Annotated in this window: 24 protein-coding genes; 9 read left to right on the forward strand and 15 right to left on the reverse strand. The window is 41.7% G+C overall.

Annotated features, from left to right (window positions below):
• Positions 1-18: 18 nt before the first annotated feature.
• The 3 genes from ED652_RS16640 (at position 19) to ED652_RS16650 (ending at position 3,033) form a co-directional block, all read left to right on the forward strand.
• Positions 19-1,320 carry an aromatic amino acid transporter gene (locus ED652_RS16640; RefSeq protein ID WP_122055527.1) on the forward strand — a complete coding sequence of 434 codons (1,302 nt, stop codon included), beginning with the start codon at positions 19-21 and terminating at the stop codon, positions 1,318-1,320.
• 300 nt (positions 1,321-1,620) lie between these two features.
• The gene (locus tag ED652_RS16645) at positions 1,621-2,268 is read left to right on the forward strand and encodes a hypothetical protein (protein WP_122055528.1); all 648 of its coding nucleotides are present in this window, start codon (positions 1,621-1,623) and stop codon (positions 2,266-2,268) included.
• Positions 2,269-3,033 (forward strand): sensor histidine kinase KdpD, encoded by a 765-nt coding sequence (locus ED652_RS16650; protein WP_122055529.1) that lies wholly within the window; start codon positions 2,269-2,271, stop codon positions 3,031-3,033. It abuts the gene before it with no gap.
• Between the two features lie 49 nt (positions 3,034-3,082).
• On the opposite strand, the gene ED652_RS16655 is transcribed toward ED652_RS16650, so the two are convergent.
• From ED652_RS16655 to ED652_RS16685, 6 genes are all read right to left on the reverse strand, one after another.
• Complete coding sequence (locus tag ED652_RS16655) at positions 3,083-3,454, reverse strand: phage protein (RefSeq protein ID WP_122055530.1); 372 nt, start codon at positions 3,452-3,454, stop codon at positions 3,083-3,085.
• A gap of 144 nt (positions 3,455-3,598) precedes the next feature.
• Positions 3,599-3,991: a Rid family detoxifying hydrolase gene (locus ED652_RS16660; RefSeq protein ID WP_122055531.1), complete on the reverse strand. Its 393-nt coding sequence runs from the start codon at positions 3,989-3,991 to the stop codon at positions 3,599-3,601.
• A gap of 194 nt (positions 3,992-4,185) precedes the next feature.
• On the reverse strand, positions 4,186-4,395 hold the full coding sequence (locus ED652_RS16665; protein WP_017098140.1) for a hypothetical protein: 210 nt from the start codon (positions 4,393-4,395) through the stop codon (positions 4,186-4,188).
• A complete protein-coding gene (locus ED652_RS16670; protein ID WP_122055532.1) occupies positions 4,395-4,943 on the reverse strand; it encodes an LPD25 domain-containing protein in 549 nt (182 codons plus the stop codon). The genes ED652_RS16665 and ED652_RS16670 overlap by 1 nt, the downstream gene beginning before the upstream one ends.
• Before the next feature lie 678 nt (positions 4,944-5,621).
• Positions 5,622-6,449, reverse strand: a complete 828-nt coding sequence (locus ED652_RS16680; protein WP_122055534.1) for a CPBP family intramembrane glutamic endopeptidase — start codon at positions 6,447-6,449, stop codon at positions 5,622-5,624.
• An 18-nt stretch (positions 6,450-6,467) separates the two neighbouring features.
• The gene (locus ED652_RS16685; RefSeq protein ID WP_122055535.1) at positions 6,468-6,716 is read right to left on the reverse strand and encodes a hypothetical protein; all 249 of its coding nucleotides are present in this window, start codon (positions 6,714-6,716) and stop codon (positions 6,468-6,470) included.
• Between the two features lie 397 nt (positions 6,717-7,113).
• Here ED652_RS16685 and ED652_RS16690 point away from each other — a divergent pair, with 397 nt between their 5' ends.
• Positions 7,114-8,352, forward strand: a complete 1,239-nt coding sequence (locus ED652_RS16690) for an HlyD family secretion protein (RefSeq protein WP_122055536.1) — start codon at positions 7,114-7,116, stop codon at positions 8,350-8,352.
• Between the two features lie 55 nt (positions 8,353-8,407).
• Here ED652_RS16690 and ED652_RS16695 read toward each other — a convergent pair whose 3' ends face one another.
• The 3 genes from ED652_RS16695 to ED652_RS16705 all read right to left on the reverse strand — a co-directional run bounded on the left by ED652_RS16695 (position 8,408) and on the right by ED652_RS16705 (position 10,710).
• Positions 8,408-9,955, reverse strand: a complete 1,548-nt coding sequence (locus ED652_RS16695; protein WP_122055537.1) for a TcdA/TcdB catalytic glycosyltransferase domain-containing protein — start codon at positions 9,953-9,955, stop codon at positions 8,408-8,410.
• Entirely contained in the window at positions 9,930-10,430 is a 501-nt protein-coding gene (locus ED652_RS16700) for a hypothetical protein (RefSeq protein WP_122055538.1), read from the reverse strand. Before ED652_RS16700 ends, ED652_RS16695 begins: the two co-directional genes overlap by 26 nt.
• Positions 10,431-10,524: 94 nt before the next feature.
• Positions 10,525-10,710 carry a hypothetical protein gene (locus ED652_RS16705; RefSeq protein WP_050647188.1) on the reverse strand — a complete coding sequence of 62 codons (186 nt, stop codon included), beginning with the start codon at positions 10,708-10,710 and terminating at the stop codon, positions 10,525-10,527.
• A 425-nt stretch (positions 10,711-11,135) separates the two neighbouring features.
• On the opposite strand from ED652_RS16705, the gene ED652_RS16710 reads away from it, so the two are divergent.
• Positions 11,136-13,238, forward strand: a complete 2,103-nt coding sequence (locus ED652_RS16710) for a peptidase domain-containing ABC transporter (RefSeq protein WP_122055539.1) — start codon at positions 11,136-11,138, stop codon at positions 13,236-13,238.
• A gap of 164 nt (positions 13,239-13,402) precedes the next feature.
• On the opposite strand, the gene ED652_RS16715 is transcribed toward ED652_RS16710, so the two are convergent.
• Together ED652_RS16715 and ED652_RS23790 are read right to left on the reverse strand one after the other, a co-directional pair.
• Positions 13,403-13,825 (reverse strand): PD-(D/E)XK nuclease superfamily protein, encoded by a 423-nt coding sequence (locus tag ED652_RS16715; protein WP_122055540.1) that lies wholly within the window; start codon positions 13,823-13,825, stop codon positions 13,403-13,405.
• A gap of 383 nt (positions 13,826-14,208) precedes the next feature.
• Positions 14,209-14,379, reverse strand: a complete 171-nt coding sequence (locus ED652_RS23790; protein WP_162929954.1) for a hypothetical protein — start codon at positions 14,377-14,379, stop codon at positions 14,209-14,211.
• Between the two features lie 219 nt (positions 14,380-14,598).
• Here ED652_RS23790 and ED652_RS16720 point away from each other — a divergent pair, with 219 nt between their 5' ends.
• Both ED652_RS16720 and ED652_RS16725 read left to right on the forward strand, forming a co-directional pair.
• A complete protein-coding gene (locus ED652_RS16720; RefSeq protein WP_122055541.1) occupies positions 14,599-15,564 on the forward strand; it encodes a WYL domain-containing protein in 966 nt (321 codons plus the stop codon).
• A 290-nt stretch (positions 15,565-15,854) separates the two neighbouring features.
• Complete coding sequence (locus tag ED652_RS16725) at positions 15,855-16,064, forward strand: hypothetical protein (protein ID WP_254051713.1); 210 nt, start codon at positions 15,855-15,857, stop codon at positions 16,062-16,064.
• A gap of 376 nt (positions 16,065-16,440) precedes the next feature.
• Here the strand turns inward: ED652_RS16725 and ED652_RS16730 are convergent, their stop codons facing one another.
• Both ED652_RS16730 and ED652_RS16735 read right to left on the reverse strand, forming a co-directional pair.
• Positions 16,441-17,382 carry a DNA-binding protein gene (locus ED652_RS16730; protein ID WP_254051714.1) on the reverse strand — a complete coding sequence of 314 codons (942 nt, stop codon included), beginning with the start codon at positions 17,380-17,382 and terminating at the stop codon, positions 16,441-16,443.
• Positions 17,383-17,523: 141 nt separating this feature from the next.
• Complete coding sequence (locus ED652_RS16735; RefSeq protein WP_122055543.1) at positions 17,524-18,063, reverse strand: recombinase family protein; 540 nt, start codon at positions 18,061-18,063, stop codon at positions 17,524-17,526.
• Positions 18,064-18,280: 217 nt separating this feature from the next.
• On the opposite strand from ED652_RS16735, the gene ED652_RS16740 reads away from it, so the two are divergent.
• Together ED652_RS16740 and ED652_RS16745 are read left to right on the forward strand one after the other, a co-directional pair.
• Positions 18,281-18,541 (forward strand): type II toxin-antitoxin system Phd/YefM family antitoxin, encoded by a 261-nt coding sequence (locus tag ED652_RS16740; protein ID WP_050647194.1) that lies wholly within the window; start codon positions 18,281-18,283, stop codon positions 18,539-18,541.
• Positions 18,541-18,843 carry a type II toxin-antitoxin system RelE/ParE family toxin gene (locus ED652_RS16745; protein WP_017061973.1) on the forward strand — a complete coding sequence of 101 codons (303 nt, stop codon included), beginning with the start codon at positions 18,541-18,543 and terminating at the stop codon, positions 18,841-18,843. Before ED652_RS16740 ends, ED652_RS16745 begins: the two co-directional genes overlap by 1 nt.
• 3 nt (positions 18,844-18,846) lie before the next feature.
• Here the strand turns inward: ED652_RS16745 and ED652_RS16750 are convergent, their stop codons facing one another.
• Positions 18,847-19,458 (reverse strand): recombinase family protein, encoded by a 612-nt coding sequence (locus tag ED652_RS16750; RefSeq protein ID WP_017061974.1) that lies wholly within the window; start codon positions 19,456-19,458, stop codon positions 18,847-18,849.
• A gap of 137 nt (positions 19,459-19,595) precedes the next feature.
• On the reverse strand, positions 19,596-20,254 hold a 659-nt coding region (locus ED652_RS16755; protein ID WP_122055544.1), incomplete at its 5' end, for a replication protein.

The following is a 20,254-nucleotide window of genomic DNA, read 5'->3' on the forward strand; positions in this document are numbered from 1 at the left end:
AATGAAAGGTAACCATTTATGGATAGTACAAAACAGGTTATGGATAATGTGAAACCATCAATGACCGTGAAGACGCCTTCACTTATCGGAGGGGCGTGTATCGTCGCATGTATTTGCGTTGGTGCAGGTATGCTTGGGCTCCCAGCCGCTGGGGCTGGAGTTTGGACCATAGGAGCTTTAATGGCTTTGGTCTTCACCATGATTATCATGACAACCAGCGGCTGTTTGTTGCTCGAAGTTTTAAAAGATTACCCTTACCGATCATCTTTCTCTTCCATAACGAAAGACTTGTTAGGTAAAGAGGTTAATTTCTTTAATAACCTAATGATTTACTTTGTCGGGGGGATCTTGCTGTATGCCTATATCACCTCTTCAGGGCTAATTTTGAATGAATATTTTGGTATTGCCCCCCAACTGGCCTCCATCCTTTTCGTTTTTATCTTTTCTGGGCTAGTTTGGCATTCAACAAAAATGGTCGACCGTATTTCGATTGTCTTAATGCTGTTTATGATCATTAGCTTTAGCTTTGGCACCGTAGGTCTTTGGTTTAATGTCAATCTCAGCACTTTGCTTGATACTGCTCATCTGAAGTTTGAGTATGCACAATACGTGTGGGTCTTTTTCCCCATTGCCTTGACCGCGTTTGGGTACCACCATAGCGTCTCAACATTACGAGATTACTACCGTGAGGAAAGACTCGCCCAAAAAGCCATCATGGGCGGAACGATCATTGCTCTTTTTACTTACACCGTTTGGTTAATGAGTATTTATGGGAACTTACCAAGAGTAAATTTCGGACCTATCATTGCCGAGGGTGGCAATATAGACACCTTACTCATTAGCCTAAAAGCGGTATTAGCAGAAGAGACGTTATCAAATGTCATTAGCGCTTTTTCCGCGGCCGCTATTTTGTCGAGCTTTATAGGGGTTGGCTTGGGGGTATTCGATTTTTTAGCCGATTTATTCCAATTTGATGCCACTTCGAAAGGCAGAACCAAAACTTGGGCGGTCACATTTATTCCGCCGCTGATTTTCTCTCTTCTTTTTCCTTTCGGTTTTCTAGCCGCAATTGGTTATGCCGCATCGGCCGCGGCAATTTGGGCGTGTATCGTACCGGCATTGCTAGCTAGAAAATCTAGGTTACAGAAAGCCATTTCTAACACCCAAGAAGATAATGAGGAACAGCTTCAGCAAGTGAAGCCCTACCAAGTCCCAGGAGGAGAATTGGTGTTGATTGGGGTATTAATTTACGGTGTGGGCATCATTGTTATCAACGTATTAGTCATGTTCGAAGCACTGCCTGTTTTTGATGGCGTATAATCTTACTCATTCCTAAGTGGCACTCCGTGTCACTTAATCTTCCACCCAAAAACTTTCAAATTAGGGCTAGTCCTCCTCAACCTAGCAGTGACTCTGTAACGTTATATTTAACCTTTAGAGCTACCCGTATATTTTTGCTTTTTCCCGTTATGTATCACGGGGGTAAATTCGACGATAACACGTATTGGTACTGACTAATTTTTCTTATAACATTGTAAGTTATGAAATAGATCATTAACTTACGGTATCACCCACAGCAATCAGTTGATATGATGCTGGTTTTAGTGTGCGGATTACATTATGAGTGATTTAAAGTATTTTTTTTCAAAAAAAAATCTATCTCAGCTAGGCGAAACTCAACTTGATATTCCTTATCTTAAACGCAATACCAATATCGCGATAATCGATGATGAACCCTTTCCTCAATTAGAGTCGATCAAGAATGCTGGCTTTCACATAACTCAATATAATGATATCGAAAGCTTTGATCAGTTAAGTTCCTATCAAATTATTGTTTGTGATATTCAAGGCGTTGGTAAGAAATTCCCTCACTCAGGTGAAGGTGCATATATAGTTCAACAGCTAAAACTTGAATATCCAGATAAATACATAATCGTTGTGTCGTCTAAAGCAGCTTCGATCACAGTATCGGCAATGATAGACGTTGCTGATGAGAAGATCAGTCGAGGTAACAATGATGCGCTGATGGCTGCGCTCAATAACGGACTTCCTAAAGTTGGGTCAGACGTCCAAAGATGGAAAAGGCTCAGAAATTATTTGATTACACAGAAAGATATTGACGTATATGAAGTGTGGAAAATTGAACAAGAGTTCATTAAGTCTGTTCTAGCTAAGTCAAATAAGCCTATGCGAAACTACATAGACAAACATAGTGGTGATATCGCTAAAGGCATGCTTATAAACTTTGTCTCTTCCCTGGTGTTTTAAATGAAAAATGAAATTGAACAACTAATTGCAGACTCTTTACATGAGTTACGCAGTTTCAATCAAAAGTTAAATACTTCAGCATGCGAAGTTTCTCAAATAATTAGAACTGATCACCTTTCTCAAGAGAAACGACTAGAACTAGGCGTACAGAGAGCTGACCAAGCTCGAACACACATAGAAAATATCAACTACATAACACAGCTGATCACAACTAGATTAGACTTCATTGACTATGAACTGAATCCAGATTTCTTCTCGAGCTCAAAACCATATGATGTTGATATATATGGGAAATTTCATAGGGCAAGAATAGCGCTCAACAGCACAATTAAAAAACATAAAGTAAAAGTCCAGTTAACACACGATAGTATAATTAAACTACCAACAATTAAGGCCGTATCTCTAATCGATATATTGCCGTATTTGTTGCTTGAGAATGCTGTTAAATACTCACCTAATTTTGGTGAAGTTAGCGTTGAATTCATTAAATTCCAGACGACAATAGAAGTGCATATTAAATCTACTGGTCCTTTTGCCCCTAGAGATGAAATTAAAAAATTATTTCTAAAAGGGTATAGAGGAGAAAATGCGAAGAAACTTGATGTTGATGGTAGAGGTATTGGGTTCTATTTTGCAGATAGAATAGCAAAACTTCACGACGCTAAGCTTGCTATAAATTCATCACCACACAATACCTATAGTTACAATGGCGTTAAATATTCAGATTTTGAGATGAGACTTACCTTCCCCATACAAGATCTTTGATTAATCGCTCACTGTTAAAGCAGCTTTATTTTTATAAAACTGCTTTTTTTTACGGCTTCTTTATTTCTGCAATAGCGCGAGCCAATTTTAATAGAGACGTTGAAGTCTTAATCTCTAACTCAGACTGAATCCCTAATAGCGCAATCCCTGCCAATATTTGTTGCGGCCTCACTACTTGGCCTGTCGGCAGCTCCATCCTGTCGTATAACATTTTGAACTGAATCCAATCGTCACTAACGCTTAGTTCTCGACCTTTTGCCATTCGCATGAGCCTTTTACATTCGGGCGGTATTGGGTTTCCTTCATCCCAACCTGTGACTGTTCTCACAGTTTTAAAACACAGTTCAGCAACCTCTTCCTTCGTCATTTGGCACTCTAACGCTCGAAAAATGTAATTATTACTCATTTCGCGATACTTCAATGATAAAACCTCTAAATACAAGAGGTTGCACTGATTTTATAAGATATGCACCATTAAAAATAATCAGACAAAGTGCGCACTAAGATATGTCTAAATAGGTAACCCCAGCTCTAGGCTGGGGCTAAAAAACGAAACGAATAACAACTAAGGCGCGACAGCAACGACCTCTATTTCAATCAGGGCATTGAGAGGAAGTTTCGATACTTCGATGCAGGTTCTCGCGGGAAAAAAATTGGCGCCGTTCTTGATAAAGAAATCGTTATAAATTTCATTTACCACGGAAAAGCTCATCATATCGGTAAGGTAGACGGTTGTTTTTACTACATCTGACATGTCAGCGTCTGCATGGAGCAAAATCGCTCTCATGTTCTCTAGACACTGCACGGTTTGCTTCTCCAGACTACTTTTGACCAAAAGTCCGGTATGAGGACTTAATGGTAATTGACCTGAAGTGAAAATTAGCCCACCGGTGATGACCCCTTGAGAATATGGTCCGATCGCTTTTGGGGCTGCTTGAGTATCAATGATTTTGCGCATGTTTTCCCAATCCTATTCGTTTTATATGTCTCAACCAAGCTATAGGATTAGCTGAAAAAACACTTATTATTTAATCATAATTAAAAATAAGTTACTGATAGAAAAGAAAAAGGTGCAATGAGTTTGCTTCATTTGTTTTAGGGCTTTGACGTGCGAAGCACGGACAAAGCCCACCATCTGGTTAACTAGCCCCTTCACTCACTAAAACCCCCGCTCGAGCTTTCGGCTTGGAATCGTTCTACTTGTTCAATGAAATCACAGAAATCCTGCTTACTTTCAATGTGAGAGCCAGATTGTTGTAACACAACATTTAAAGCCGACACCATTTGACCTACTGGCGGGTTAAGGGCAGCTAACCTTTCAAACAGTCGAACTAGTCGGGTATCTAATACAAATGCTTTCATTACTTAACCTCAAAACGTGTTTGAACCATCCCTTTATTCTGCGCTTTAGCTACACGTACTTTTTCAAACGCGCTCTGGCGGCCATTGGCCACTTGTTGTCGATTGAGTTGATATGTTTTCAACAGTTCTATTTCTATTAGCTTTTTGCCTTGCGGGTTAGTTAAGTACCAATGATTCGGCTCTGATTTCTTTAGAGATTCAGAATATTCCAGGATGCGAAAGCAATGATCAGCGAAGCCGATTTCATTGCCTCCACACCCCAAATCAATTCGACATCGATGTTGATGACCACCTTCGAACTTTACCGTTACTTCTGCTTTGTCGTAACCACACAAAGCATTGTCTAAGGCCGTTTTAAGTGCGATAGCCTCAAAGATTTCAAACTCGAACTCTTCATCTTTTTTTAGCCTTGAAGATTCAGACCAGTGAATCAAAACTGACAACGGCGCAACCTTCATTGTTGTAGAGCCTGACGGATGCAACGGGGATACGTTGCTCGCTTTTGCGGGCTTAGTGCTGTGAGTGTGCAAAGAAAGGGAATGTGGCATGGTGTGCTCCTTGGGTTATTAGGGTTTCATCGTCGTTTTCGCCTAACTTCCCGACTGACGGCACGGTTTTCACCGTCAAAAGCGCGTAGCGTTCATTTTACTTTTGATGGTGAAGTTCTGCTGGCAAAGGATTAGAAGTGGCACAAACGAGTCGCTGAAACTCAACCGAAGGACAAATAGAGCACAAGCCAAAGCACACTCAGACAGCACTTGGCCGCGAAAGTGAAAGCTTGTCTAGCCCTGATTGTGACCGGAACGGACAAGACAACGTAAAGCACGTTGTTTGTGATTGAAGATGGCTTGGTTGAGCCACCGAAGAGTGAGGAACGAGCGAGGAGGTTCGCGAAATAAAGCAGGTAGCCCGTAGGGTGCTTTTACAGAGCATGAATTACTACTTCTAAATCAGAGTTAACACGAAGCTTTTAATCATTAATATCGAGCCCAAAGTTAGCAAGAACACAACAGCACGGTAATTATTTTTATTGTCCGTCACTTCAGTACTATTCCGGCCACCTTGAGCAACCAAAGCACTCAGAGCTAAGACCACAATGGCGCTGTAAGCGTAGTAATCGCTTAACGAATACTGTTTGAAAAATGGAACTAACAACCAAAGTACGCTTAAAAAGAATAAGGCGATATTTAAGTAAATAAGTATAAGAAACATTCTTCTTGTTAACATTACTCCTCCCTAAACTCTCTTCGCTGATAATAAATAAAGAGCAAAAACAACACCAGATAACCCGCTTGCAGCGCAATAATACTAATGTCAACCGCCTCCCAAGGATTAAAGTAAAGCTGTGTTATCGAGTAATAAACAAGGTCATAAAGTAAAATAAACAAATTATGACCAGCATGAATGGCAATGACCACTTCTAAGCGGCGATATCGCTCAAAGACCCAGCATAAAAATACCCCTGACATAAAGGCGTAAAGTGCCCACTGATGTATTGAAGCAAATATTAAGCTTGAGAGTAATGCGGCACAGGTAACCCCCAAGACGGATCTGAAAATAACAAACAACAAATAACGAAAGAGGAGCTCTTCTATCACGGGAGAAATAAACACACCGTCCATAACGCTGCTTAACACACTCAACCAATCAATCACACCATCATAGGCTGAAAACAAAGGCGTGAAATTGTAGGCTTGAGCCTGCCAATAGCCTGGAGAAAACCAATCAAAAACAATATATTGAATATAATTTGATACAGAATTCAATGAGATCAAACCAAGCAATACCAATACGCCTTCACCCCATGTACATGTGTTTCTAGGCCAAGAGGTTGAGTACTGCTTCCAATGCTTATCTCGCCGAGCACCAATAAACAACGCGAAAAAAGCGCTAACGGGTAACAAGTAGTAGGCGATAGCTGAGTAGAGCACTCGATCCAAACTCGGATTAAGTGCCCACTCTCGGGTAATGAGCAGGTAGTAATCAAGCAGGATATAACTTGGAAAAAAATAACCTATATAGACTACCATCACAGCAGAGATCATTAACCGCATCGTAAATTACTCCGAAACCTAACGGCCTCCAATACGGTTACTGCCACCTTTGTCGTGGCGGTCGTTCATATCGCTGCGCGAACGAGAACGAGCCTGTGCAGCACGATCTCCCGAGCTATCTCTTCGCTGGCGATATTCGCTATAACGAGCTCTTGCAACTGGTGCGTGTACTCTATCAAGCGAATCACGGATCCAGCTTCCAATTCCACGACCAGGATTCCCTCCAACAACTTGCTCAATCTCATGAACAGTAGCTAATACTTTCATTGTTAAACTCTCCCTCATACATAAAACATCATAAAATCCACGGTTCCAAGAGAGAGCGGACGGACAACTGACCTGTCGGTTTAAAATCTGTTGTATTCCGACCTAACCTCCCTGCTTGGAGGCTAAAAAATTAACGTGCTTATTCGGGAGAAAGTATTTAATTATGGCTAATTTATGATGAGGCATTGAGTTTCTTAGTTCTTGATTATTCGAGTGGTTTCCCTTTTCATCAAGAGAGTTCCCCCCAAAAAAATCACTCGTAATTACTGTTTAATAAGCTGAGTTTTTTCTCCACTCCTTCTAGCATGGAGAGAGCCCCTAACCATCCATAAACTTGCAATTGGACCTAAACAGTCCAAGTCACCAATCCAAGGAATAAAAAGAAAAAGGAATTATTATGTTATTTCGCCGACAAGTTCTTGAAGCAAAAAAACAAACGCTAACAGGTCGCGTCGTTTTAATTCAGCCACTGTCCTTGTATGGTATCAGTGTGGTACTTTTCGCTCTCTTTGTTCTCATCTTGTTCTATCTCTCGCAATTTGAGTTCGCACGTAAAGAGACTGTGAAGGGATACCTAGCTCCACAAAAAGGCGTCATCACTTTATATTTTGCTCGTTCAGGGGTACTCAATCAGCTCTGGGTAGAGGAAGGACTAGAAATCACAGAGGGTCAGCCGATTGCACGGATTCAAAATAGCCAAGGCTTAACCAGTGGAAAAGAGCGAACCACAGCTCTCCTCCAAGAAATAGACACACAGTTGAAAATGTTGGAAAAAAAGCGAACTATTTCTGACGCCCTGTTTAACAAGCAAACTCTCACTTTGCAGCACCAGTTAGAGCGCCTGAATCAAAGTTTAAGCGCAATTAACAAAGCCAAACAAACCAACACCATACGCCTTGACCTACAAACCCAACTCTATGAAAAACGACAAACCTTATCTCAAGATGGATACCTTTCAGCAACAGCCTTGATAGAAGCCCAAGAAGCGTTATTAGAATACCAAGAAGCGAATCAAACAATAGATAAAGAGGTAAGTTCGCTTCAGGTCGAGATAACACAAATACAAACCCAGCAACAGTTGCTGCCTGAACAACACAACTTAAAACTACTTGAGATACAACAACAGATCTCTTTATTACAGGCCCAAAAAGTAGAACTAAACAGCGAATATGAATTTACACAGAAAGCGCCCAAGCAAGGCACTGTTACAGCGATTCAGGCTAAAGTAGGGAGCCAAGTATCCCCAAGTACACCGATTTTAAGTATCATCCCCACCAACTCGCCCCTTGAGTTAGAATTACTCCTACCTACCCGCTCTGCTGGTTTTGTTCAACAAGGTGATACCGTCAATATCCGCTTTGATGCTTTTCCTTATCAGAAATTCGGCTTAATGACTGGTGCTATCACGAGCATTGACAAAGCTTTGATCTTGCCAAGTGACAAAGCCCTCCCCATTCAGACAGAACAAGCCATGTATCGAGTAACAGCCTCTTTACCAGATCAATTTATGAACGCCTATGGTGAAGAATTTCCATTGAAAACAGGCATGTTAGCTGAAGCTGATATTATTTTAGAAACGCGCACGCTCCTAGAATGGTTACTTGACCCAATATACGCGATTCAAGGTAAGCTTTAATGAGCAAACCGCACTAAAAAGTCAGCTTGAATGTTAGACAATGACTAAAATCGAACTAATCAGAAAAGAGGTTTTGGTTTCTAAGCCAAGTTGAGCGCATATGCTCTGCTGTAAATTGAGTTTGATGATCAAATGCCATCTTTAAGCCTGGGTGGCTCATTGCGAACGCGACGGCGTTCGGACTGCAGCCTTCAATTTCAAAAACTTCATAAGCAAGCGATATAAGTACCTCTAATACCAATGAAGGCCCAGACAAGAAGAGCGTTACATTATCACTTGATCGTAAATGGTCATACCGATAGTCCGAAAAACGAAGCCAATACTCCTCGCTCTCCATCACTCTCTTGTTAACGTCACAGTCGCGATAGTTGAAAATATCATCAAATATAATGCCGTTATCTTCCATATAACGGTAACGACTGCTCATCATCGTTAAGACAATTCTTATTAACTTGGATCCCTTAGGCGCTATCAGCACATTGTTGTTGAACTCGCCCACACTATTTTTGGCTTTGGTTAATGCCAACCCCTCTTTGTGAACGGGAGGCAAGATAAAAGGGTGGAATAGTTTATCTTCAGTTATCGCAGCAACATCTTCATGCAAGCTTTTGATTTGCTCTTTATCATCATCAAAAAACGTCGCTACGATGTTCTCTACTAGCTGATGATCACCTTGGCACCGTGCAAAACGAGTCAATTGCTGAGCTCGAAACACATTCATGACGAGCTCGGCTTTAAGTACATCGACCATGTTATTACTCACCCACTCAGGAAAGCGCCGATTTGTTTTAGGAAAACAGTGCTCAAAACTTGGGAGTGTGTCGAAATCAACGTACATTCCCCCTTGATGATAAAGAACCAACAACCGAACGATATCACTCGCTGCCGCTAAATTATTTCTCAGAAGTACTTCGTACAGGTAGTAAGGTTCTAAATCAAAGCCGCTAAATACAAATAATGAGTCAATGGACGCAATATCTATCAAGGTAACTAGTTTCGTTAGCCGGTAGTAACGATGCCTAACACGGTAGAGCCTATGTTCAAGCTCAGTTGCAATGTCGGCATCATAGACTCGAGTATGATCAATTAACCATTCATCGAGGTGTTTCTCCTGACTTGCTACAAACGCCTCAAACCAGTCACTTTGGTGCTTTATCAAGGCCACATCTTCATGACTGCAGTGGTGTATTCGACAGAGAACGTCCTTAATCTCACTAGCAAGTAAACAGCGGCTATCGTAATAGATGAATGTATCGTCTTGGCAAACTTCTTCCCACACATCAAAATATTCAAGCTGGCGCTCGCCCAAACAACCAATCCAAACAAAAAAGACCTTATCTAGCATCACAAGGTCTTCTGGTTCGAGCCAACTAATTCGCTGTAACACATCTCGAGCAAGATATTGTTCCTTGTCAGCTAAAAGCAATTCGTCCAATAACCGAATGAAAATAGACACAGATTCGTGATTTACCTGCCCTTGAAGCGCCAGTAGCTTCTCTACGAAACCACATGCTTTTTTCTTATCAAACAGCGTGGACTCAGAACTATTGATAAGCTCAAAAACAAGTTGGAGATTGTTATCTAACGCACTGCCAGCTGTCATATTCATCACCAATTGTCATGGAATTTTCGCGTAACAGCTCGACATCAAACACAGTGCGACGCGTCCCTTTATAGGATGGAGATAGGTAGATTTTTTTGATGTCGTTTAGATACTGTTCGCTCAACTCGCCCATGGGTTCGATCTCAAAAGGGGCATACTCAAGGCGAAGTTGATGCTGATAAAAGCCCCAGTTTCCTTGAGCTGAAAAAGAGAAGAGAGCAGGCTTGTCTTGATTACTTAAAAAGTATTCAAACGTCCCTTGCGATGAGAAGCTGCCGTCTTTATCCAATCTCAAATGTTCGTTGAGAATGCGATCACCAATCAACGGGAAAGTAAACCAACACTGCCACCAACCTACCAACGCCTGCCGAGTAATAGGTATGATGGCATTATCTGACATAGAGACAAGAGAAGGCTTGTCAGCCATAGGCAACGGGAATTGAGCTACAAACAGTGATAACAAATACGCTCTCATAATGTGCTCCATATATAAAAAGGAATACCAGATTGAAGAGAAAAGTGAGGTAAGTGAACGGCATACCCCACGATAATCATCTAAAAACCAATACCTAAGACGAACGGCTATTACAGCCTCCGCTCCAATCACGCTCCTTTGATGAATTTCCTTTTTTCGTCGCTGCTTTATGCAACTTTTTAGGTTTAGAGGTACAACCGTCGTATCCCTTCCCGCCCACAACCTTATCAAGCATGTCCTCTGATAGTGACGACACTTGTTGGCACATAACTTTCTTCATTACTCATCCTTAACGTAACCAATGTTTTATCCCTGACTAACGCCTTCTTTACAACAGAGCTTAAGAGCTTGGCGCTTGCGCAAACAGAAGACCTACCTACAGCCTACAGGTACTTAGCCCTAGCTATATCAAGGCTTTAATTCCATCAGAACCACAATTAATTTATGAGTTAATTTATTGTTCACCCTCACTTCTTATTGGCTAATCAACCTAGTGGCATAAAATTGCCACGAACCCAATCCCCGACTCCCTTATAGATAATTAATCGTAATTTCCCCTTTAATAACATGTCATTAGCCGTAAATACTCATAAGGTTGAGTGGCATTTAATTAATCACAAAAGAGCACAGTAACTCTTTGATCAAACTATAAAAAGCATGCACAGGTCCCCAATGAGCACCACTCACAACCAAAGAACACAGAGTATGTCAGGAACCCCACATAACCTTCTTCATCGATTACATTACACACATCTAAAACGCGTACCTTTGGTGATGCAATCCGAAGTATCAGAATGCGCGTTAGCGTGCGTTGCGATGATTTCCGGATACTACGGCTACCAAATCAATGTCGCCTCACTTAGGCGCATGGTAAGGATTGGTACACAGGGCATGAACTTAAAACAAGTCATGGAATTAGCTAGTCAAATAAGGCTCACAGCCCGAGCGGTACAATGTGAAGTAGAAGAGTTAGATCAGCTTTCTTTACCATGCATTATTCATTGGGATTTAAACCATTTTGTAGTGCTAACCAAAGTGTGTAATGGAAAGGTTGATATCAATGACCCAGCTCAGGGTAAGCGCCAGTTATCTACAATTGAATTTGCTCGCAGCTTTACCGGTATCGCACTCGAACTACACCCCAGTAGTAACTTTAAAAAACAAGACAAACGCGAGACCATGCGAATTAGCCAACTGTGGGAGAAAGTTCATGGGTTAAAACGCACCCTAGTTACACTATTAATGTTATCAGTGGTCATTCAAGCCGCCGCATTAATAGCTCCTTATTACATGCAGTGGGTAGTTGATAACGTCCTGCTCAGTCATGACACACCTTTGCTGATGGTTCTCGCATTGGGCTTTGCTCTACTGAGCTTGATAAAGACCGGTGTGACCGCTTTTCGTAGCTGGTTCGTTGTGCGATTTAGTAGTGCACTCAATATCCAAATGGGCGCTAACTTATTCCATCACCTGATCAGACTGCCTAATGCTTATTTTGAAAAGCGCCATGTAGGCGATGTTGTCTCTCGATTTGGCTCTATCAACGCCATCCGTGAGCTACTCACAACAGGTATTGTTGAAGCGTTAATCGATGGCTTAATGGCATCCGTTGTCTTAATAATGATGTTTCTTTATAGCCCACTTCTGACTGGTGTTGTGCTTGCTGTAGTTGGGCTTTCTTTTGTCGTTCAGTGGCTGTTCTATTTTCCTAACCGCCGCATCACTGAAGAATCAATAGTGGCGGAAGCCAAAGAAGATTCCCATTTTTTAGAAAGTATTCGAGCAATACAAACCATTAAACTCTTTAGCCATGAAACACACCGACAAAACAGTTGGCTAAACCGCTATGCAGAAGTGATCAACACCGATATTCAATTAGGGAAACTGGACATCGCAGAAACGACACTCAACGACCTAATTTTTGGGTTGGAGATGGTTATTGTCGTTTATTTAGGAGCTTTGATTGTGATCGAAGGGGAGCTGACGGTGGGAATGTTATTGGCGTTTATTGCGTACAAAAACCAGTTCACGACGAGCATTCTTGCCTTCATAGACAAAATACTGTCCTTTAAACTACTCACCTTGCACTTAGAGCGGCTCTCCGACATCACTTTACATACCCAAGAAGATTCACCAGGCCAAGCTTCACTTCCCCTGCCAGTGAAAGGTCATATTAAAGTTGAGAACGTCAGCTTTCGTTATTTTGACCAAGCACCTTGGGTGCTAAACCAACTCAGTTTTGAAATAGAGCCTGGAGAAAGTATCGCAATCACAGGCGAATCTGGATGCGGTAAGACAACCTTACTTAAGCTCCTTCTTGGGTTACTCTCCCCGACGACTGGAACCATTTATCTAGATGGTATCGATATCCAAAAGCTAGATAAAACAACGTATCGTTCACACCTAGGAAGTGTGATGCAAAATGACACTCTACTTTCAGGAACACTGAGCGAAAATATCACCATGTTTGATAGCCCATATGATGAGGAAATATTAAAAGAGAGTTGTCGCCACGCTAACATTTTAGCCGAGATTCAACGACTACCATTAGGCTTTTATTCTTTGGTTGGAGACATGGGAAGTAGCTTTTCCGGCGGACAACTTCAACGTATTTTTCTCGCGCGAGCTCTTTATAAGCAGCCTAAAATCCTCTGTTTAGATGAATCTACGAGCCACCTTGATGCTAATAATGAAGCTATTATTAACCAACACGTTCAGCAACTAAATATCACTCGCATCATCATTGCACACCGAGCAGAAACCATAGCTTCAGCTACGCGAACCATTCATTTAGAGAAGCCCCAATAGGTGTAGATTTTAATAAAATATGAAAACAGTGACCAGCAAAGGGCCTTGATGGTGATGAATTGCTTTTTGTTGAGAAAAATTAGGATACGACATAAAACCTACCGTTGATCTAAGTGAATATCGCAATCCCTGTTCAATATTCAAACAGGGATTGTGACATCGGTCTAAGCCGCAGCTGAGCTGAGTTCGTTGGCTAAGTAATCATCTAGACCATTGACCGTCAATGCTCGCAGTTTTGGAGCGATATGGCGCTTTTCGTTCAAGAAGTCGATAGCTCGACTATCTCTAAGCAGTTCGTGACCACCACAAACGACAAGATAAGCATCGTGAACAGTTCGCTCAGCATCAAAAGCGGTATAACCTAGCTTTTCCATCGCAGTACCCGTCGATTCTTGGTACTTAGCAACGACCTGAATAGTACTATTGGGCGTATGTACGATAAAGTGAGCGTAGTCATTTTTCCCAGTAAAAATGCTCGGATATCTGACATTAGATTGGTAGGTCATCGAATCACCACTGTCATTAGCGACAAACCCAAGGCCTGTAAGAGTAGATGAGATATCTCTCAATAGATCTTTTCTGCACATAATTTTTTCCTTTCTAACTGTGCTTGTTTTAAGGGAGCCTATCTAGACTCCCGCTAATTTTTCTATGCACAAGGCAAAGAACGTAAGTGCTTGCATACATACTCAAGACGGCCATGACGGCGGCGCGCATAAGCACAAACTTGCACTACTTTTTGTTGAATACTCATCTGAGTTTCCTCCCAAAAATTAGGAGAAGAGGGAATTCAACGATTGAGGTGAACACGTTAGAAAGGTATGATTACGGGACAAATCAGAGTAATCGGCCTTTCTTACAGGGCTTGAAACCTCTTAGTGTTGGGCCTTATAAGCTTTCCGCGCCAACGGTACTTATAATTCACCTCACTGTAAAAAGGCACTTTTAGTACTTTACTGAAAGTGCCTTTTTATTTTTCTTTTCGAACACCTTTAAAGGGTGCCCCATCTTGCTTGACGTCCATAAAACGTCCTGTATTCGCATCGCGTTTAACCCAATGCCCAGAAGGCGTTTGAGTTTGTGAGCGTTCGCGAACCATCCCATGACGGCGATTATCACCAGGTTGACCATTTTTAGCCATGATACATCTCCACATTTTGAGTTAAACAACTGCGCCTAACTCTTCTTATGGACAATCATACCTATTTAACGCACAAGATCAATAGTGCATACATAAAAACAACGCACTTTTTTAATATTACGATCTATTATGTAATTTTTATATCAATTTTGATAACCAAAAAGCGCCACATTCTTCACTGTGTGGTATGATAAATAAAAATAATAAAGAGTATTAGACATGACTACTTTTGAAGAACTAGTACAAGAAAAGGGTAATCAAGCTGATAGGTTGGCCTTTATCGACTTTAAACTTAGGTATACCGGAATCATAAAGCGTTCGGATATTGGAGAGATGTTCAACATAGGAAACGCGGCCGCTTCAAAAGCAATCTCAGACTATAGCAACGTGCGTCCGAATAATTTTCAATACGATACAAAGACAAAATTGAACACCATCAAGCGAGAGTGTTATGAACCGCTATTAGACATTGATGCTGATACCGCTTTAGGAATGCTGGCAAATGGATTCAACAAAAACAAGCTTTACTCAGAACCCAAAACCATTATCACCTTTGATAAAATTGGTAAAATCCCTAACCAGCTAGACGTCGAATGTATATCTAAAGTAGCTCGTGCTATTGATGGTCGTTACGCTATAAAGTGTGGAAGTTATCTTTCTGAAAACAGTGACAACCGCGAAGCCAGAACGCTATTGCCGTTAGCTGTCATGTACGACGGTACTAACTGGATGTTTAGAGCGTATGACCGCAATTGTACACATAAGACCTACTTCAAAACATTTCACTTTTCTCGTTTTAAAGACATTGCAGAGCTCTTCAGTGAGCAGGAATTTAAACAAAAGAGTGACGAGTCTTTAGACAAAGATTTAAGTTGGAATACTCAAATACCACTCGAATTGGAGTTACACCCAAACTTGAGTGCTAAAGAAAAAAGTAGAGTACGTACTGATTTCGGCTTAGAAGAGAGCACCGATCGAATAACGATACCCACTAGACACGCATTTATGTGGATATTAGAAAAAAAGTGGTTTATCGATAAACGGACTTTGGAAGAAATAAGCTTTGAGGCTCAACAAGCAGAAACTGCGGTACAACCTAAGAATGAGTGTTTCTTTAAATTCAGGTTAACTAACCGCGACACAGCACAGTATTACGATACCTTGGTAAAAGCATCTCAGAAGTAGCTTTGTATTAGCGTTCAAAAATATGGTTAATAGCCGTTTAACAAAACGGCCAACCCACCACGACACGCACACCGCTGCGCCAATAAATTACACGTGATAATGTAACTTAAGCGATAGAACAACAGCTGCTACAAAGCTTGTTAAACCAAAGGACGGGGCGCAGCATAGGGTGGGCGGGGGATGTGGTGTGTGTTTGTGGACAAAAGAAGGATTAATTAGGCACTGGGTACCCGATAACAAGTAAGACCGATAATGGTTATTGGAACACAAACACTGCAGCCCGGAGCCAAATGGGCAAAGAAAAGAATGAGAGCAAAGAGGGCTGGCCGAGTGCCGGGGGCACGCGCATTGGACGGCACGGCCAACAAAAACTGACCGCAACGAAGAATGTAACAGGTACACGAGGAAGTGACCGCATGGAAACACGTTGTTTGTGTTTTGATGCGTTAGCCAACTACCCTGCTTTGCCCGTCTTTTTGGGCAAGGCAGATAAACAATAGCCAGCTTGCCTGGCTGCCTTACAGCACGCTTTCTGTGCGGTTGTGAAAATTTAAACATAATGTCCAATAATACTTGAAGTAGCCCAGTGCCCGACAGCTTGCTGGCGAACCGGCACGTGCTATTTTGTATTATTCCACATTATGTTCAATTTGAACTAAAGGCCCCAAGCTTGGGGTTTGGGGCTGGTAATAGATCTTTTAAGCGGCCTTGCTACGAAAGACAAAGCGCTGCCGCCTGAGTGGTGATGACGTTTATGTGATGGGCTGTGTCGCGCAGCGTCACGTGTTTAGCCCATGACATGTTTTTACGTGTTCACCGCTTAGAAGTGGCAAGTTTTGACTGGAGTGGTAAGCAAGGCCACATCATCCTAGGTACCTACTCTGATTCGCTCTCTTTCAATAAGCTCTCATAACGACTTAGCATTTCAGCTTGCTGCGCCAGAGTCACTTTCATTTCAGCAATAGATGTAACATTACGCTCAATCTTACTCAAATTCTCTCGCTCACTATTACGAACATCATTTAATGAGCTTTGTAGTGTGTGTTTCTCTTGCTGAGTATTTCTTAGATCTTTCTCTATACGCTGTACACTCTCAGCATAAGATTTCTTGTCGAGTTTAAGCTCATCAATCAGTGTTTGATTGGCTTCTTGTATTGATTCAAAACGAGTTATGCTCTTAGCCTGAACCACTGCTTGTTGGTTAGCTGAGGTCAGTTGCTCTGTAAGGCTTCGATTCTGCTCTTTTACCGTATCAACTATCTCTTGGTTGTTTTCTAGCTGTAGTTCTTTTTTAGCTAAATCAGTACGTAGACGTTCGATGGTTTCGATCCTTTCTGCTCCCTGACTTTGTAGCTCTTCGATTTGTTGACGAAGCTCTGCAACAACGGCCTCTTGTGATTTGGTTACTTGGGTTAACTCAGACTGCAGTTCTTTGAGCTGATTTTCTCTTTGTTCTAACAAAGCAGACTGCTTATGTAGGCGCTCTTCTGCTCGCTCTAAGTCTTCAATAGCCTTGCTGCTCTGCTCTTTTGCATCATCCGCAATTTCACGATAGCGACGCTCTGCTTCCGTGGCATGGCGAGTGATCTCAGACATAAACACACGTGTAAATTCTTCAGAAAACCCCATTTTTTCAAGCAAAGACTTCTGATTCGCCTCTAACTCTTCTTTCCACTGTTTGTAATATTTGTGGATAGTACTGGTGCTGCTTATCTCCGGCATCATAGATAACACAATACGCACACTAACCTTCTGCCCCTGAGCATAGAGATCGTTACAGATAGCATTAACTTTATCTTGTAATTGATTAGCTGACATTGTGGTTTCCTTTGAAGAGACATGAGAACAGTTCATATTATAACCCAAATTAAGAACATGTAAACAGAACGAACGGTGTTCGTTCGATTTAATCAAAAAAAAGCGCTCCAATGAGTGCTATCAATTTTAAAAGTACATTTATTAACCCAGTACTTTATAAACAGTCGTCCGACTACACCCTAACTCTTTGCTGATCGCATGCTTATTTATCCCCTGCTCTGCAAGCTCTTGAATGCGTTGGTGAAGCGTCTTATCAGGAAATCGGCCGAGGTGCCTCCCTTCAGCTCGTGCGCGCTCCCTACCCTCATTACAGCGCTGTAAAATTCGTTTTCTTTCCATCTCTGCGAACGCCGAAATGGTGGTATAAATTACCCGACCGACATCGCTATTAATGTCTAAGTCGCCTAAATCATGAAAAACTAAGCCGGCTTTTTTTGCTGCGAGCTGATCGGCAATTTGCAACGCATCGATCGTATTACGGGCAATGCGGTCGACTTTGGTAACGTGAATCACGTCCCCTTCCCTCGCAAAATCGAGCAAAAGGTTAAGCTGTTCCCTATCGGAAGATTTACCACTCGCTTGTTCTTGGTAAATTTTTTCACAACCTATGGCTTTAAGCTGTTCAAGTTGAACATCAAGTGTTTGGTCTTGGGTACTGACACGGGCATAGCCAATTTTCATGAGAAGTGCCTTAAAGTGAACATTAAGATTGGTTAACTTTATTGTACATGTTCACTTTATATTTAAAAGACTAACTGGACAGTATTGAGAGGGGCAGCATGCAATGTCCATAAAGTTACACCTTTATGTACACTACATCAGATTACCTCCAATCACAGAATCATACAAATTGGTTAAATCGTTCGATTCGTTTATAATGAACGAAAAGGAGAATATTATGCAATCACTTACTGCTAATACAGCCAAAACCAAATTTGGTGACTTACTGATGAAGGTGCAACGTGAACCTGTACAAATTAATAAGAACGGTTCACCCGTTGCGGTGATGATGTCTTGTGAAGAATATGAACAACTTGAAGCACTCAAATTGATGGTGGTGAAATCACGCTTCGAACAAGCAGAGGCCGATGCTCTATCAGATAACCTGGTCGACGGTAATGACTTCATGAACGCACTTGACCAAGGTAAATTTGATTAATGATGCACTACAAGCTTTCTTCTGCAGCGCAATCTGATCTCATTGAGATTCGTCGCTATACATTAGAGCGATGGGGGCAAACACAATGGACGACTTACTTTTCAGAGCTCAAGCAATCAATGGAATTACTGGCGAACAACCAGCTGCTTGGCATAGAAGTTTCTGAACTGGGAAAAAACTACTTCCGGTTTCCTTTAAAGCACCATGTGATTTATTACATCCAAAAGCAAAATCACATTGTGATTGCAGCCGTTCTTGGTAAGCACATGTCGCCTGCCAAGCACTTTTCACAACTCTCTTAACCCTTAAGCTAATTTAAGGGTTAACCCGCGTCGCTTCATGTAGTCACGCAGTGTACTCGGCGCTTCGTCGATCAATTTGGCTGTGGGACGAATCCCCAAGCCCATCTTTAAATACTTCTCTATTTGTTCACGTTTAACATCGAGCTTCAGCTTCTCAGCTTGGCCCTTTGGTCTTCCGAGAATCATGCCGTTTTTCTTTCTAGCAGCAAGCGCTTCCTTCGTTCTCATCGAAATAAACTCACGCTCTATCTCTGCCGCAAGTCCTAGCACCGTTGCGGTTATGCGAGATTGCATTGAACCATCTAGCTGTAAATTCTGTTTGGCGATATAGACATTTATCTTCTTTTCCATACACACTTCGAGAACCTCAAGCACTTGTAAAGTAGAACGCGCAATGCGACTGACTTCAGCAAATACGATGCAATCTCCGCTCGTCATACCCTCCACTAACGCACCTAGTTTACGTTGTCGCCATTTCTTCTTCCCTGTCACCACGTCTTCAACAAACACCAAATTACCTATCCCAACCTTATTGGTGTAGTCATAGATCCCATGCTTTTGGTTTGCCACATCTTGGCTGTCTGATGAAACCCTTAAATACGCGTAGTTCGCCATGCTTCCTCCTTAATTAAAGGCGATCCAAACTGGACAAGCTGAGCGAAAAAATATGAACGAATAACAAAGAGTGCGAACAGGGTCAGATAAAAAAACAGCACCGAATGTCGGTGCTGTTTGAAAGTGTGAGAGGTCGCTTACAAAACGTCCCTGAGGTTTTTACGCTCTTCAATTTCTTCTTGTTCTGGAATAGTCCCTGGCAGCGTGATTTTTTTAGGGCTCTGCTTAATACTTTGCGCTGAGCGCGCGGGCTTAGACGCCTTGGATTTCAAACTGAAGACCTGTGGATTAATAGTGAGGCTTTGTCTCACTTCAACCGCGAACTCTTGATTTTCATTTTCAGGTAAGTAATTGCTCTTAAGGTATTTAATCGACAACGATTCTTTGTTTCTCTTTAACGTAAACAAGCACTTTGTTAATCGCATTATCGACGTTAAACCTGCACCTGAGGCCATAGTAATTTCTTGGTTACCGCGGATTTCATCTTTATTCACATGATGAACAAGCAACAAACTGGCACCTGATTCACTAGCAAGGCTCTGAAAAACATTTTTGATTAAGCGATCGTGTTTTACCTCTTCACAACGGCCTATTGATTCCGTCACCGTATCCACTATCACTAAGTCGAATTCCGAGAAGGTTTGCTTGAGTTGATCTAAATATTGCTTATGTTCTGCCTGTTCTTGGACCGAGCTATCGGGTGGAATCACTATCGGTTCAATATCCGTTAGAAAGTGGAGATTGTTTTTCAGCTCTGACTTTATAGTGGCAGTGCAATTAGCTAGCTTTTCTTTCA

Source organism: Vibrio sp. Evd11, assembly GCF_900382755.1.
Lineage (GTDB): Bacteria > Pseudomonadota > Gammaproteobacteria > Enterobacterales > Vibrionaceae > Vibrio > Vibrio lentus.